At 49.6% G+C, this 14,020-nt stretch carries 13 protein-coding genes and 6 pseudogenes; 12 read left to right on the top strand and 7 right to left on the bottom strand.

Features of this window, described 5'->3' with window-relative positions; all coding sequences use genetic code 11:
• Window positions 1–8: 8 nt before the first annotated feature.
• From FHW76_RS13430 to iolE, 3 genes are all read left to right on the top strand, one after another.
• The gene (locus FHW76_RS13430) at window positions 9–1,016 is read left to right on the top strand and encodes a Gfo/Idh/MocA family oxidoreductase (protein ID WP_012968552.1); all 1,008 of its coding nucleotides are present in this window, start codon (window positions 9–11) and stop codon (window positions 1,014–1,016) included.
• A gap of 10 nt (window positions 1,017–1,026) precedes the next feature.
• A complete protein-coding gene (locus FHW76_RS13425) occupies window positions 1,027–1,806 on the top strand; it encodes a TIM barrel protein (RefSeq protein ID WP_012968551.1) in 780 nt (259 codons plus the stop codon).
• A 78-nt stretch (window positions 1,807–1,884) separates the two neighbouring features.
• A complete protein-coding gene (iolE, locus tag FHW76_RS13420) occupies window positions 1,885–2,781 on the top strand; it encodes a myo-inosose-2 dehydratase (RefSeq protein WP_012968550.1) in 897 nt (298 codons plus the stop codon).
• Window positions 2,782–2,875: 94 nt separating this feature from the next.
• On the opposite strand, the gene FHW76_RS13415 is transcribed toward iolE, so the two are convergent.
• Complete coding sequence (locus FHW76_RS13415) at window positions 2,876–3,529, bottom strand: GntR family transcriptional regulator (protein WP_012968549.1); 654 nt, start codon at window positions 3,527–3,529, stop codon at window positions 2,876–2,878.
• Window positions 3,530–3,613: 84 nt separating this feature from the next.
• On the opposite strand from FHW76_RS13415, the gene FHW76_RS13410 reads away from it, so the two are divergent.
• The 5 genes and pseudogenes from FHW76_RS13410 to FHW76_RS13390 all read left to right on the top strand — a co-directional run.
• The gene (locus tag FHW76_RS13410) at window positions 3,614–4,816 is read left to right on the top strand and encodes an MFS transporter (protein ID WP_012968548.1); all 1,203 of its coding nucleotides are present in this window, start codon (window positions 3,614–3,616) and stop codon (window positions 4,814–4,816) included.
• Between the two features lie 87 nt (window positions 4,817–4,903).
• Window positions 4,904–5,516, top strand: a pseudogene (locus FHW76_RS13405) (isochorismatase family cysteine hydrolase).
• A gap of 56 nt (window positions 5,517–5,572) precedes the next feature.
• Window positions 5,573–5,840: pseudogene (locus FHW76_RS13400) on the top strand (DUF4113 domain-containing protein); the annotation flags it as partial.
• A gap of 326 nt (window positions 5,841–6,166) precedes the next feature.
• Window positions 6,167–7,717, top strand: a complete 1,551-nt coding sequence (locus FHW76_RS13395) for an amidase (protein ID WP_100751354.1) — start codon at window positions 6,167–6,169, stop codon at window positions 7,715–7,717.
• A gap of 66 nt (window positions 7,718–7,783) precedes the next feature.
• Window positions 7,784–8,276: pseudogene (locus FHW76_RS13390) on the top strand (helix-turn-helix domain-containing protein); the annotation flags it as partial.
• Window positions 8,277–8,306: 30 nt separating this feature from the next.
• On the opposite strand, the pseudogene FHW76_RS13385 reads toward FHW76_RS13390, so the two are convergent.
• A pseudogene (locus tag FHW76_RS13385) lies at window positions 8,307–8,594 on the bottom strand (SOS response-associated peptidase family protein); the annotation flags it as partial.
• Between FHW76_RS13385 and FHW76_RS26680 the strand changes: the two are divergent.
• Window positions 8,594–8,695 (top strand): annotated as a pseudogene (locus FHW76_RS26680) (hypothetical protein); the annotation flags it as partial. The pseudogenes FHW76_RS13385 and FHW76_RS26680 overlap by 1 nt on opposite strands.
• Before the next feature lie 465 nt (window positions 8,696–9,160).
• Window positions 9,161–9,600 (top strand): annotated as a pseudogene (locus tag FHW76_RS13380) (GNAT family N-acetyltransferase).
• 116 nt (window positions 9,601–9,716) lie between these two features.
• Here FHW76_RS13380 and FHW76_RS13375 read toward each other — a convergent pair.
• The 4 genes from FHW76_RS13375 to FHW76_RS13360 all read right to left on the bottom strand — a co-directional run bounded on the left by FHW76_RS13375 (window position 9,717) and on the right by FHW76_RS13360 (window position 11,823).
• On the bottom strand, window positions 9,717–10,430 hold the full coding sequence (locus FHW76_RS13375; protein ID WP_012968544.1) for a helix-turn-helix transcriptional regulator: 714 nt from the start codon (window positions 10,428–10,430) through the stop codon (window positions 9,717–9,719).
• A complete protein-coding gene (locus FHW76_RS13370) occupies window positions 10,427–10,819 on the bottom strand; it encodes an amino acid-binding protein (RefSeq protein ID WP_012542152.1) in 393 nt (130 codons plus the stop codon). Before FHW76_RS13370 ends, FHW76_RS13375 begins: the two co-directional genes overlap by 4 nt.
• Window positions 10,812–11,135 (bottom strand): antibiotic biosynthesis monooxygenase, encoded by a 324-nt coding sequence (locus FHW76_RS13365; RefSeq protein ID WP_008807712.1) that lies wholly within the window; start codon window positions 11,133–11,135, stop codon window positions 10,812–10,814. Before FHW76_RS13365 ends, FHW76_RS13370 begins: the two co-directional genes overlap by 8 nt.
• A gap of 256 nt (window positions 11,136–11,391) precedes the next feature.
• Entirely contained in the window at window positions 11,392–11,823 is a 432-nt protein-coding gene (locus tag FHW76_RS13360) for a VOC family protein (RefSeq protein WP_012968543.1), read from the bottom strand.
• Window positions 11,824–11,920: 97 nt separating this feature from the next.
• Here FHW76_RS13360 and FHW76_RS13355 point away from each other — a divergent pair, with 97 nt between their 5' ends.
• A complete protein-coding gene (locus FHW76_RS13355; protein ID WP_197735273.1) occupies window positions 11,921–12,538 on the top strand; it encodes a TetR/AcrR family transcriptional regulator in 618 nt (205 codons plus the stop codon).
• A 117-nt stretch (window positions 12,539–12,655) separates the two neighbouring features.
• On the opposite strand, the gene FHW76_RS13350 is transcribed toward FHW76_RS13355, so the two are convergent.
• Window positions 12,656–13,129 carry an OsmC family protein gene (locus tag FHW76_RS13350; RefSeq protein WP_012968541.1) on the bottom strand — a complete coding sequence of 158 codons (474 nt, stop codon included), beginning with the start codon at window positions 13,127–13,129 and terminating at the stop codon, window positions 12,656–12,658.
• A 322-nt stretch (window positions 13,130–13,451) separates the two neighbouring features.
• On the opposite strand from FHW76_RS13350, the gene FHW76_RS13345 reads away from it, so the two are divergent.
• Window positions 13,452–13,997, top strand: a complete 546-nt coding sequence (locus FHW76_RS13345; protein WP_012968540.1) for a cysteine hydrolase family protein — start codon at window positions 13,452–13,454, stop codon at window positions 13,995–13,997.
• The last annotated feature ends 23 nt before the right edge of the window (window positions 13,998–14,020 follow it).

Here is a 14,020-nt window from a genome sequence, read left to right as displayed (position 1 = left end):
AGAATGAGATGTCAGTTAAAAACATTGTACGCATCGGTCTTATTGGCGCAGGTCGTATGGGCAGCTTTCATGGTGAAACTGTTGCTCAACGTGTACCGTGCGCAACTCTGATTGCCGTTGCCGATCCGGTTCCTGGCGCAGCCGAAAAACTAGCCGCCAGACTGGGAGCAAAAAAATCTTATACGGATCCACAGGATCTGCTGAACGATCCTGAAATCGATGCCGTTGTGATCGCTTCCCCGGCACGCACCCACGCTGAACTGGTCGTCGCCGCAGCCAAAGCGGGAAAAGGCGTATTTTGTGAGAAGCCAATGGCCGTCACCCTGGAAGATGCAGATAAAGCCATTAATGCGGCTAAAACAGCCGGAGTTGCTCTACAGGTAGGTTTCAACCGTCGATTCGTGAATGGTTTTGCTGCAGCGTATGAAGAGATAAAAGCGGGTAAAATTGGCGTGCCACAACTGTTGCGTTCAACGACTCGCGATCCTGGTTTGGGCGATCCTACGCCAATCCCACATTGGACCATTTTCCTTGAAACACTGATCCACGATTTTGACATCCTGCTGCACCTTAATCCGGGCGCGAAACCCACCCGTGTTTATGCGGTAGCCGATGCATTAGTGCGCCCCGATTTTAAGGATCGTGGCCTGCTGGACACCGCAGTCGTGAATATTTGCTTCGACAATGGCGCGTTCGCCACTGCTGAAGCTAACTTCCAGGCAGTGTATGGCTATGACGTTCGTGGTGAGGTTTTCGGTAGTAAAGGCATGCTACAGGCAGGAAATATCAATGTGAACAACTGCGTGCGTTACACCGCTGACGGTATCTCTATTGACACAGCACGTCGTGATACTGACCTACTTCATGATGCCTATGTTGCAGAAGTGACCGACTTCGTACATTGCGTTGCAACGGGCGCCACGCCGAAAGCAACCGGTGAAGATGCACGTAATGCATTAGAAGTCGCGCTGGCATGTATCGCATCTGTTCAACAGTCTCAGCCGATTAAGCTCTAAGGATTAAAATATGCCTACTTACTCACTGTCGGTCTGCGCTGAAATGGTATTCCTTGATCTGCCATTTATTGAGCGCGTTGAACGCATTCACGCTATGGGCTTTGGCGTGGAGATTTGGGACTGGACCCAAAAAGATATTGATGCGCTGGTGAAAACCGGTGCCCGCTTTACCTCAATGACAGGCTACATCTCTGGCAACCTGACCGATGATGAAGAAATTGATCACCTGCTTTCCAGCGCCAGTCAGTCACTCGAGGCCGCTCGACGCCTTGGATGCCCGTCTCTCAACTTGCACGGTACAGGACTGAACAATGTTGGTCTGCCGGTGAAGCCTGTTGAAATTGTAACGGGTGAAATGTGGCTGAAAGCGAAAAAGACGCTGGATGCCCTTGCCGCTATGGGGGAGAAAGCAGGCAAGGTATTCACTTTGGAAAACCTAAATACCGCCGTTGATCATCCGGGAACACCTTTCGCTAAAGCAGAGGATACTATGGCCCTGGTGTGCGCAGTGAACAGCCCATACCTGAAAATGAATCTGGATATTTATCACGCGCAGATCGGTGAAGGTAACCTGGTCGAGCTTATCCGCAAATGTGAAAAACATATCGGTGAAATTCAGGTTGCCGATGTGCCGGGCCGTAAAGAGCCGGGTACCGGTGAGATCAACTATAAGGCTGTAGCCCGCGCATTGAAAGGGATTAACTATCAAGGCGTGGTCGCGATGGAAGGTTGGGCATCAGGTGATTCCATCGTCGCACTTGAAGCCTTCCGCGAAGCGTTCACGCTATAAGAGTTAACATCTTTAGGCGCTCATTTTGCATCGCTTCTAAGCTAAGGAAGCGATGCATTTATTGTAAAGGATAGAACGATGAACGTATCAACACGTATTCATGTTGGCGTTAGCCCGCTCTCCTGGACTAACGATGTACTCGAAGATCTGGGTGGCGATATCCCATTGGAAACCTGTCTGGCAGAAGCGGCGGTGGCTGGCTACGAAGGAATTGAACTTGGCCGAAAGTTTCCGCGATCCATCGACACACTTGAGCCATTACTGAATCAAGCTAAGCTGAAGCTTGCCTCTGGTTGGTATAATGGCCTGATGGCTGAACGAAGTTTTGAGGATGAGTTAGCAGCGGTACACGATCATGCCATGTTATTGAAATCACTGGGTGCAAAAGTCATGGTATATGGTGAGTGCGGCGCAATGCCCGGACTCACGCCACTCGATGAGCCCCTGTCGAAATCTCCTGCCTTAGGACATATTGATCTGCCTCAGTACGCAGAAAAAGTGAATAAGTTGGCCGTCTCTTTATTGAAGAACTATGGTTTACGTCTGGCTTATCATCACCATTTGATGATGGTTGTTGAAACCGACGACGAGCTGAAAGCCTTCCTGAAAGCGACTCATGACTTGGTCGGCATCGTCCTGGACTGTGGGCATGCAACCGCGGCAGGCGTAGATATCGAATGGGTACTTGAAAATTATGGCAACCGTGTGGCACATGTCCATCTAAAAGATGTTCGTGGTGAAGTACTCGATAACGTCATTAACAATAACCTGAGCTTCAATGATGCAGTAAGAGCCGGTCTTTTTACTGTGCCAGGCGAGGGGGTAGTTAATTACGCTCCGGTTATTCATTTTCTTAAAAACTCAACCTACGAAGGCTGGATTATCATAGAAGCCGAACAGGATCCTGAAAAAGCACCACCTTTAGAGACAGTAAAAAAAGCGCGCGCATGGGTTAAATGCGAGCTGGGTATTTAGCATTTGAACAGGTTTGCTGTAGGTTTTTGGCGCTCGTTGAGCGCCTTTTTTGACCTTTGGCCGCACCCACCCGTATTTCATTGTGTTGAACCGACTAGTTTGTAATAACGATCCCACTGGCCCGGAGGCTGCGACGGGTTGAATTAATTGATTCCAGAAGACGCTTACGACTGTCGCTCAGATGTCGGGAAAGTAATGCTGCCGCTTTATCTGTTTCCCGATCCCTGAGGGCGCTAACAATCTCTACGTGCTCTTTCCAGGCTGGGTTAGTGGGCTCTTTATCCAACCAGCGCGCGCGGGATAATCGTCTAAGGGAATCCTCAATACCTTCTATGATAAAGGTATTACCGCAGAAACCTGCCAGTTGTAGGTGAAACTGACTTCCAGCGTCATTGAGATCCTTTTCCGAATCATCTTGATCGCAATCCACGAACAGTGCTTCCAAACTGTCCAGGTGCTCTTTGGATATCAGGTTAGCCGACAGGCGAACGGCAGCCACTTCTAGCACCTCACGGTAAATACACAATTGTTCCACCTCTTTTACATCAATGGGCGCCACTATCCAACGCAATCCTTCCCGGCAGACAAGTCCCTCTGATTCTAATTTTTGTAATGCAGCACGAACAGGGGTTCGCGATGCGTTAAAACTAGCCTCTGCCCATCGTTCAGTCAGTCTTTCTCCGGGTCCTAAATCCATTCTGAGGATCATTTTTCTTAGCTGGCTTTCGACCTCTGATGCTTGACTCATGGTGGCAATACTCTCCTGGCAATTGACAGTAAATGGGGGAATCCGTATGGTATACCAAAGCGGTGTACCAATGAAGGCTTTCATATGACACAATCATACAACAGTTACTGGCAACGTAATCTGCTGGTCTGTTTTATCGGCTCCTTCTCAACCGTCTTTGCAATGACCCTGATGCTCCCCTTCCTACCACTCTATGTTGAAGAGCTCGGAGTTCATGGGCACTCAGAGGTAGTTCAATGGTCTGGCGTGGCATTCAGCGCAACATTTATTACTGCCGGATTGATCGCCCCAGTCTGGGGGAAACTGGGGGACAGGTATGGGCGCAAATCTATGCTTGTAAGAGCCAGTCTTGGTATGGCAATTACTGTTTCACTTATGGGTTTGGTGACAAATATCTGGCAACTTGTCGGTTTGAGATTGTTAGTTGGCCTGGCTGGCGGTTATTCCTCCGGCGCAACCATTCTTATAGCGGTCCAGGCACCCAGAGAGCGTGCCGCTTGGGCGCTTGGGATCGTTTCATCCGGTGTTATGGCAGGTAATCTGGTTGGCCCACTTGCCGGCGGTTGGTTGCCTGCTCTGATTGGTATTCGGTCCACGTTTTTTTTCGCAGGCGCGCTAATATTTCTGGCTTTTATCATGACCCTCACTCTCATCCGGGAAGAGGTGCAACCGAATACAGATGCTGCGGCGAAAAAGCGAGTGAGTTGGTCTCAGTTACCTCACCGTTCTGTGATTGTCTGCATGCTTTGTACCGGTCTGCTACTGATGCTGGCCAATATGTCGATAGAACCCATTATCACGGTCTATGTGCGCACCCTCGTCAGCGAGGCTTCTCAGATAACGAAAGTCGCGGGATATGTGATGGCTGCAGCGGCGCTGGGCAGCATTATTTCTGCCTCATGGCTCGGAAAACTGGCGGACAGGTTAGGACATTTACGCATTATCACGCTGGCGCTGACTGCGGCCGGCTTACTGCTGATCCCTCAGGCATTTGTCACTTCCGGGTGGCAACTGATCGCCCTGCGTTTCCTTATGGGCCTGGCGCTTGGAGGCTTATTGCCTTGTATTGCAGCAGTGATACGACACCGCGTACCAGAAGGCACGGTGGGCAGCATTCTTGGCTATTCCGTCGCAGCGCAGTTCGCTGGCCAGTTCATTGGGCCGCTGATTGGAGGCTTTGTCGGCGGGCATATCGGTATGCCCGCCGTCTTCCTGGCAACCAGCTGCATCCTGCTAGCCGGAGCTGCCTGGAATTTAAAAATACATCGCCAGTCAGCAACGCGCTGACTGACTTCATTACCTTTGAACTACACATAAGGAAATTTTATGTCTAATCAACTCAGTAACATCAGTAAAAACAGCGCCCTACTGGTTATGGATTTTCAGACGATTATCCTTAACAATTTCCTCCCGCAAGAAAGCGCTGGAAACGTTATCCGCAATACCGCATCACTGATAGCCGCTGCGCGCGCTGTAGGCGTACCGGTCATTTATGTCAGTGTCGGATTCCGCAAAGGATATCCCGAGGTCAGCAAAAACAACACTATCTTCTCTTCGATTAAAGAGAATGGAATTTTTATGGCTGACAATGAGAGCACAGCTATTCATCCCCATGTAGCTCCGGCAGAAAATGAGACCGTCATCGTTAAACGCAGAATCGGCGCATTCTCGTTTACCGAACTTGAGATGATCCTTCGTGCTCAAGGCATCGAAAACCTGATCCTTACCGGTGTGACGACCAGTGGAGTTGTGCTTTCTACGGTCGGGCAAGCGTTTGACCTGGATTACCGCCTTATCATTGTGAAGGATTGCTGCGCAGATCCAGATCATGAAACCAATGTGTTTTTGCTTGAAAAAATTCTACCTCAACATGCTTTTGTTACCAGTTCATCTGAAATATCAAAAGCCTGGGCATAAGATACTTAAATCTCCCGCAATGTGGGCGATTTGTGTATGGTTGTCCCTTTTGAGCGATGAGCAGACGTAGCCGCAGTTACCGGCTACACACTAATAAAGTAACCGGAAGTAAGTTTTTAGCCTTACTGGCGAGACGGGCATCGTTACCAGAAAGCAGGAGTAATGCTGGAAGAATTCTACAGCCAGGGCGTGGCTCAACTAAATCTGTTCGATGACAATGCAACGCGGCAGAATAGTGCCAAACTGATGGAAGTCTCGACCATCTCAATGCGAAAAACGGAAGAGGAACTCTGTATTTTGCAGGGCAGGGGATCCAGACTGCCTGGCAGATGAAGCGAGAAATGCTTTCGCCTCGCTATACTCGAGGTTCTGTGACCTGCTCAAAGTCAGGTGACTCAGCCATTAACATTAGTGATTGTGCTACTACAGTCCGCTTAAAGCGAGGAGCGGAAGTAGCCTGGCCAAATACGTGGCGGTCGTCCTACAGATATTTCGACATGAAAGTAATTCATACTGCCTTAGATATAATAAGAATAAGGCTAATACCCCTCAATGCCAGTGTTTGCCCTAATTTAGGGCGAGTGCTTATTTTTTAGTGCAAAATGCTTTTAAAAATCATTGATAACACACATTAAAGCCGTTCAACGCTCGTTATTTTGTTTTGTTTTTTGGCGCGAAAATTGCTTGAGCTATGGACCCTTATTATTCTTTGGATAGAAAATGTTTAGAAAAAATTTATTGATTTCTGCAATTATTCTTGGTTTTTCAGGTGGTTCATTTGCTGCGTCAACGCTAAGTGATTCTCAAATTACCAAAATGAACTTATCGGAACTACGTAGTGCTCTGGATAAAAAAGATATTACTTCAGAGCAGATTGTCAGTGCCTATATGGCTGCGATTAATAAAGACGATCGTCAAGGTAAAAAAATCAAAGCATTGATAACACTGAATCCTGATGCACTGTCACAGGCAAAAGCGTGGGATGAAGCTGATCATGGAGGTAAGGCAAACGCTCCCTTGGCTGGTATTCCTTTCATCGCCAAAGATAACTTCGATACTAAAGACATTCTTACCACCGGTGGAAACCTTGCCCTTGAGACTAACAAACCCGCTAAGAATGCTTTTGTCATAGAGAAGTTACTCAATGAAGGAGCAATTCTTATTGGTAAAGCCAACATGTCAGAACTGGCGGCATCTTATGGATGGATGGGATACAGTTCAGTCGGTGGGCAAACAGTTAACCCTTATAATCCTCTTCGTGATACATCCGGTTCGAGCAGTGGTTCTGCTGCAGCAGTTGCTGCCGGGTTTGCGCCTTTTGCTCTGGGCACAGACACCAGTGGTTCAATTCGTGGGCCCGCAAGTGTGACCGGAACGGTTGGCCTTAGACCCACTCTCGGATTAACCAGTCGTTCCGGGGTTATTCCACTGTCTCTGACAGCGGACAATGTAGGGGCAATTACCCGTACAGTCAGTGATCAGGCTATTGTGCTTGATGCTATTCGCGGAATGGATCCGAATGACAGAGCCACTGAATTTGTGAAGCAGCCAGTAGATAACTTCAGCCACTCTGTTGCTTCCGGCAGTCTTAAAGGGAAAAAATTTGCTGTGCTGGATAACTTTGACGGAGGGAATCCAGATGTAGACCGTATTAAAAATGAAGCGGTAAATCAGCTAATACACGATGGTGCATCAGTTACGCATATACATCTGCCTGCGGAGTTTGAGAACCTATGGAGCCTGGTTTTAGGGCCGGTAGGTACAGCTGAATTCCGTCCTCAGTTTGATGCTTATCTTGCTACGCTGGGTAATGATCAGCCTAAAAACAGTACTGAATTTTTATCCGTACTTAATAAATTGACCGATAATGGCAAAAAAACAATAAATCCAGGTCGTTATAAAGGGCTTATTGAAAGTATTGGCACTACCACAACAGACTCACCTGAATATATTGGAATTCTTACTCAAAGAATTCCACACCTTCGCAGTGAACTGTTAAAAATAGTGCAAGAGGGTGGATATGATGCCATCATTTTTCCAACAATGAGTTGTCCTGCCTCTGTGATTCACGGTAAAAGTGATAAAGATTATATCTGCAAGTCTGTTGATAGCTATGCAGCTTCATATATAGCCTCTTCAACTGGATTCCCTGAGATTACAGTTCCGGCCGGGAAAGCTGTCGGAAACGTCCCCGTTGGTTTTTCATTTATGGGGAAAGCTGGAGACGACCTGAAAATTATGCAGTTTGCTTATCAGTTTGAGAAAAAATAATTGCGAGCTAAAAGTCTCAATAGTTATACAGGCTATTTATGATGAGTAGCCTGGGTTTGCTCTCTACCCGTGCGAAAGCGGCACCGATTAGCGCTTTCGCTTGATGAAAGCGAGGATATATCCAGAGGACTGGTAGCAAACCTCAGTATCACGGACATCGCTGCCAAATTATTAAGAGCACTATCAACGATTAGCCGCGAGATCAAAAGGTACGGTTGTGCAAAACAATACCGTGCAGCAAAAGCCGATGCAGCTGCGTGGGGAAATGTGTGGAGACCAAAACCTTGCAAGCTAATTTAATGCTCAACATTGTGTAAAATCATTGCATAGAAGTTGCATCAGGACAGTCTCAGGGGGCATAAAAAAAGAGCTGGAGCAATGCCTCAGAAGCGGAAGAAAATTACTCAGATAGTATTTTCCAAAAGAAACTGACTTATCAGTTCACAGCCAACAAAGACTAAACAGTGTCGACAGACAGTTCAACGAGAGGCCGAGAAAAACGCTAGACTATGAATCACCCGCAGAGCGGTTCAATCAATGTGTTGCATCCATCGGTTGAACTCACAGCACATTTCGGACGTCATCAAAGCTATAGGCTTTTGATAGTCTCAATCAATTCAGGCCCCTGATTCTTGACATTACCCACGGCCCGCGTCACGGCGTGCCAGATAAACTTGTCGGCGGGCACTGCTCCGTCGGCTGCTATCATTTCTGCTTCCTTCCCTCCTATATCGTGGCGCATCCATTCGCGTGCTGCCTCCGGTGACAAAACCAGTGGCCGGCGGTCGTGAATGTCTACGAGTCCTTGATCAGCTGCAGAGGTCACAATCAAAAAACCTTCGGCTTCGTCTCTGCGTTCAAATGGTGTGCTTCCTAATCGCCGCTAAGACCGTGACCTATGACTTTGAACGTCTGATGGAAGGCGCTAAACCGCTGAAATGTAGTGAGTTTGGTGACGCGATTATCGCGAATATGTAATCTGGCCCCCAGATTATGTCAAAACGGGAACCTTGTGGTTCCCGTTTTTGTTATTAGTTTTTGAACGGCTATCAAAACGCCCTCCCGAAAAACCTCATAAACCACTTTTGTTCACCCCATCCTTGATGATCATGGTACCTTTTTGGCTGTGAGTTCAATGGGCCACTTTAAGCGAAATGCGGGATCCTCTCTAATACTGCCGTAAAAATAAAAAAACACGCAAAAGTGGTGTGTTTTACATTATAAATTGATTTTAAAATCTTATTTTAAACTAAATAAAAGAGTTCAAATGCCCCCATAAATATTATGTTTGGCTACGCATGACTTTATGCGAGATAGTTTATTTTCTTTAATGAATTTATGATGCCTGTAAATCCAACAGTCAAATCTTTCGTCCCCTAAAGGGACAGACAATCGGGATTATTTGTAATACAATTAATCGCGTAATTGTTATGAGGTTTTTGTATGAAAATTTATCAAGCCCAACCACATGATGTGGATACCCTCCTTCTCTGTATCTCGGTTATCGTCGTTTCTACGAGGTCGAAGAAAACGCATCGCAAGCCAGAGATTTTATTCTCAAGCGCCTGCAGCTTAATGAATCCGTGATTTTTTACGCCGAGGTTGATGGAAAAGCGGTAGGCTTTACGCAACTCTATCCTTTGTTTTGCTCTCTCGAGATGAAGCGTATCTGGTTACTTTATGATCTGTTTGTTGATGAATCCGCTCGCAAGCTCGGTGTCGCACAGACGTTAATCTCCCGGGCGGAGCAACTGGCGAAGGAGAGCGATTCGGCATTTATTATGCTTAGTACCGCGACAGATAATACCCGAGCACAAGCGCTGTATGAGCGTAATGGCTTTGTACGGGATACTCAATTTTACGTCTATAACAAGCTGCTGTAGTTTGCCTGCGCTATAACGCGTTAAGTGATATTGCATGATTGATTTTGCAGGCATGATGGCAGAGCAAACGCCAGGGATATTATTCGTTTTCTGCTAAGGAGCGAGAATGGCTTTGGCTATCCGCTCACCTTCAGATTAAACAGCCGGGACAGCGCCGCTCTGCCGCTATCCGTCACTTGCACTTCCCGATATCCCGGCGTGCGGGTTATCCATCCTTTCTGCTCAAACAGTGCCATCAGCGACGAACCGGCGTCACCTCCCAGATGAAAACGTCTTTCGCTCCAGTCAAGACAGGGGCAGCAAGGCTTACGTCGTGGGCGGGTGTTCAGTACTGCGCCAAGGCGTTCAAGCTGGGCTTTACCGGCTGATGTCAGGGCCAGTCCATCAGCCGCCAGCCATTTTTCCCGCAGCATAAACTCATAAATATTCACCGCCAGCTCGCCAGCCAGATGGTCGTAGCAGGTGCGTGCGTAACGAAGATTAACCGGCGTGCTGGGGAGAAGCGTCTTATGCGCCTGCATAGAGACGCCCATCAGGTTTTCCAGCAGCGCGGCGATATGCGCGCCCGCCAGGCGGTAATAGCGGTGACGCCCCTGCGCGAGACACACCACCAGCCCGTTGCTGAGCAGTCGGGCAAGATGCCCGCTGGTGGTGGAGGCAGACACCTCGGCAACCGTACTGAGTTCGGTTGCTGTCCATGCGCGCCCATCCATCAGCGCGCACAGAATACTGACCCTTGAGGGGTCAGAGAGGGCGGAGGCCACCATCGCCATAGCGGTTTCCAGCGCCTCCTCTGGCTCACTGTCTTGCTGCGTTTTCAGGAGATTCATTCAGAGAGTATGGCCCATTTTTTGGTCACTTCCGCTGCCCGGGTGTCATCATCGGTAATGAGAATGAGCCGGTTACGGTGGTCGCTGTACTGTACCAGAATATTAATGCCATTGCGGGCCAGGGTGTCTGCGATGTCTCCCAGTTCCCCAGGTCGTTCCTGAGGTAACTTTCTGATCAGAGGTCGGCATACGCTGCTGACGGCAAAACCGGCCTCGGTCAGTACCCTGCGGGCTTTCTCACCGTCTTCCACCAGAAAATGCGCATGTCCGGCATCAGGCGTGGTGAATACGCCACCGCCTTCGAGCCCCACGCCGTTGTTACCCAGCGCCATACCCATTGCGCCAAGCGAGCCCGGCGTGTTGCTGAGAATCACGTGAATGTCATACATCTGACTGTGCTCCCCGATCCGATGCGTAATCCCGGAACACGCGGGCGACGCGTATTCTGTAGTATGAAAAAATCGATGCTTTGCCTTCGCGCTGGGCAGCCAGATGCCGCTCATTTTGCTGCCAGTTGGCCACCGATGCTTCATCTTCCCACCAGGATAGCGAGAGGATTTTGCCGGGCGTACTCAGGCTCTGAAAGCGCTCAATGGCAATAAACCCCGGCGTGTCTGAAAGCAAAGGCGTCAGCCCGGCCGCAAGCTGTAAATATCTTTCCTGTGCTTCAGGTAAGGCGTCGGCCTCAAAAAGTACTGCAATCATCAGTCTGCTCCGTGGTGAATTTCCCCGCAGTCTACTGACGGCCAGAGCAGAATGCTTCGGTCTGCAGCGAAGTATCCCTGTTAGGGCAAAAAAGTGGTCGTGGCAGTGGGTACCACTATCCGATAGGCCTTTTTCATTATCAGACCGGCCTCTGACGCACGGTTAACGAGCGTCAGGCTGCAGTAAGCTACGGCAGGGCGGACGATGGCGACAGGCGGGAAGCAGGACAGGAGGGCCATCACCGCCCGACGTTATCTCACACTGGCTTATCGCCACAGTGGCTGGTATAGACGCTCACGCCATGGCCATCAGGATCCAGCATTGAGAAGTAATCATGCCCATACAGCGGTGCTTCGGCAATATCCGCAGGGGAGTAGCCGTTAGCCATTAATTCGGCACGATATTTTTCGAGATCGGCTCTGGTGTGTCCGGCGATCATCAGATCAATCTTTTCGCTAATAAAATCAGGACGCTGGCCAACGCGGCTGGCGTGAAGCGCACCCGCCATGGGATCGTCTTTCGCGGCTAACAGGAGATGGGTGCCGCCGCGAAGCTCAATGATTGCCATTTCCGGAAATTTGTCGATACCGCGTAGTCCGAGCCCCTGGTAAAAGGCATAACTCGACTCAATGTCTTTCACCTTCATAACAAAATGTGCGATGGCTGCAGATGGTACAAATTCTTCCATTTCATTGCCTTATAAATATGTTGTAGTGGAAAAATGCAGTAGCAATCTTGTTGCTACCGGGTCGCAGTGCTAATCTGACTGGCCAGTCGAAAATATTATGCGACTGATCAGTCGAAAAAGCCAAGGGGAAGTTGTGACGCGTAAAAAAGAGATCGATAAAGAAAAGGTGTTGGATGCCGCGGAAAGCCTGATTCTTGAGTCGGGTGGCCGATTATTCACCCTGGATGCTGTCGCCGAGCGTGCCGGTATCAGTAAAGGTGGCCTGGTGTATACCTTTTCTTCCAAGGACGGTCTGATCCACGCTGTCCTGGAGCGTGAAGTGGCCCGTTTTCAGGAGGCAGTCCGGCAGCGTCTTCCTGCCGCTCCGGTGGGACCGATCGAACTCGTACTCGCGCATATCGAAGAGGCTTTGGCAGAAGAGGACGTATCCACCCAAATGGCGGCGTTTCTTATCACCGCGCTCGTTCATGCTCCCGGCATGCTGGAGCCAGTCCGAAGTCTTTACCGATCACTCCTCGATCCGCTTCGTTCGGTGAGCGGGGAGTACGTTGCCGTGCGCCACGCGCTTCTTGCCGTGGAAGGCGCTTTTTTGCTCCGTGGGTTTGGCCTGGCAGATATCTCTGCCGACGAGATAAAATCAGTATTACGCTATGCCCATACCCAGGTTTTGTCAGCCTTAGCGGCATCCACCGGCAAGGCCTCGCACGCTTCCTGATTAACCCGGGCGCTGACAGACCGATGGATGGCACCACGTGGCTGTTGCGGTCCGGTGCCATCTGATCTGTCCGAGCGGCACCGCGCCTGCGCACCGAATTACCGTCCCAGAAACGCGTTACTCTGCGTTAAAAATAATAAATTCAGGCTGGTAACTGACCGGGAAATTGACCGAACGGGCGATAAAACAGACGTGATGGATCTGCTGATGAATGGCCGTGGCGGCGTCGAGATCGGTACCTGGTAGTACGGTGATTTTCGGCCTGAGGGTGGCAGAAATAAAGCGACCCGCGCCCCCTTTTAATACTTCACCCATTGCCACCGGCGAGTCCTGATATTCCATGACCGTAATGCCGGTATCGGAGGCCAGATGTAAGTACCACAGCATGTGACAGGCTGAAAGAGAAGAGAGCAGGAGATCTTCCGGGTTCATTTTGCCGGGGTCGCCGCCCAGTAATGGATCATTTGAACAATGAATGGGTTCTTTTCCCTTTACCGCGATATCCCAGGTCCGGGCATAAGCCTTGTAACCCGAAGTACCCGTGCCCTGATTGCCGGTCCATGTGATATGGCTGGTATAAGCATGTTGCATAGATTTGCCTTTTCTCTGTGGAGGGGGAGATTTATGTGCTGGCGGCTGCGTTGTTCGCGCATAAATTGCCATCCGTATCTGCTCAATGCTATAAGAAAAGAGCCGTTTTAATCGTGCTTATGTTTTATCGGTAAGGAATCAGTGAAGGTCAGATAATGATTACGTCAGTTCAGCCTACCACCACCGTTACCACCACCACGACCGTAACCTGCGGTGGTGTGGGCGTATCTGTGACCGGCTCCTGACAAACAGATCCTCACTCCCCGCCAATGTGGACGGGGAGAGACCTCTCCGTTCGTGACACACTGAATGGAGACCCATCATGATTTCATCTGAGCATGCCCTTTTAATTATCGATATGCAGCAGGGGCTTTTCCATGGCCCGGTTTCTCCGTATCAGGCCGATGCGCTTCTGGCGAACGTTTGCCTGCTGATTGAAAAAGCGAGACAGGCTGAGGTGCCCGTCTTCTTTGCCCGCCATACCGGGCCGGACGATTCTCCGTTCTCAGCACAAAGTCCATTAACCCAACTGCTGCCTGAGATGGGTGTTAACGGCGAGCGGGATATCGTCTTTATTAAAAGGTACCCCTCCTGTTTCCAGCACACTGACCTTGCGCATCGGCTCGCTCAGGCCGGCGTAAAACAGCTGGTTATTGCCGGGATGAAAACCGAATTCTGCGTGGACACGACCTGCCGTGCGGCATCGGCGCTGGGATGGCGGACGGTGCTGATCTCGGATGCGCACTCAACCATGGATAACGAACGGTTGTCAGCGCCTGACATTATCGGCCATCACAATATCACGCTTGCCGGGCCATTTGTGACGCTATCGACCGCCGCAGAGTGGCACTTTTCTGCAGAGAAATAAGGGTGAAGAAAGGGAGCTCGATG

This window comes from Klebsiella sp. RC2, from assembly GCF_014192815.1.
Taxonomy (GTDB): Bacteria; Pseudomonadota; Gammaproteobacteria; order Enterobacterales; family Enterobacteriaceae; genus Klebsiella; species Klebsiella variicola.
The sequence above is the reverse complement of the archived record's forward strand: the minus strand, read 5'-3'. Positions and strand labels throughout refer to the sequence as shown.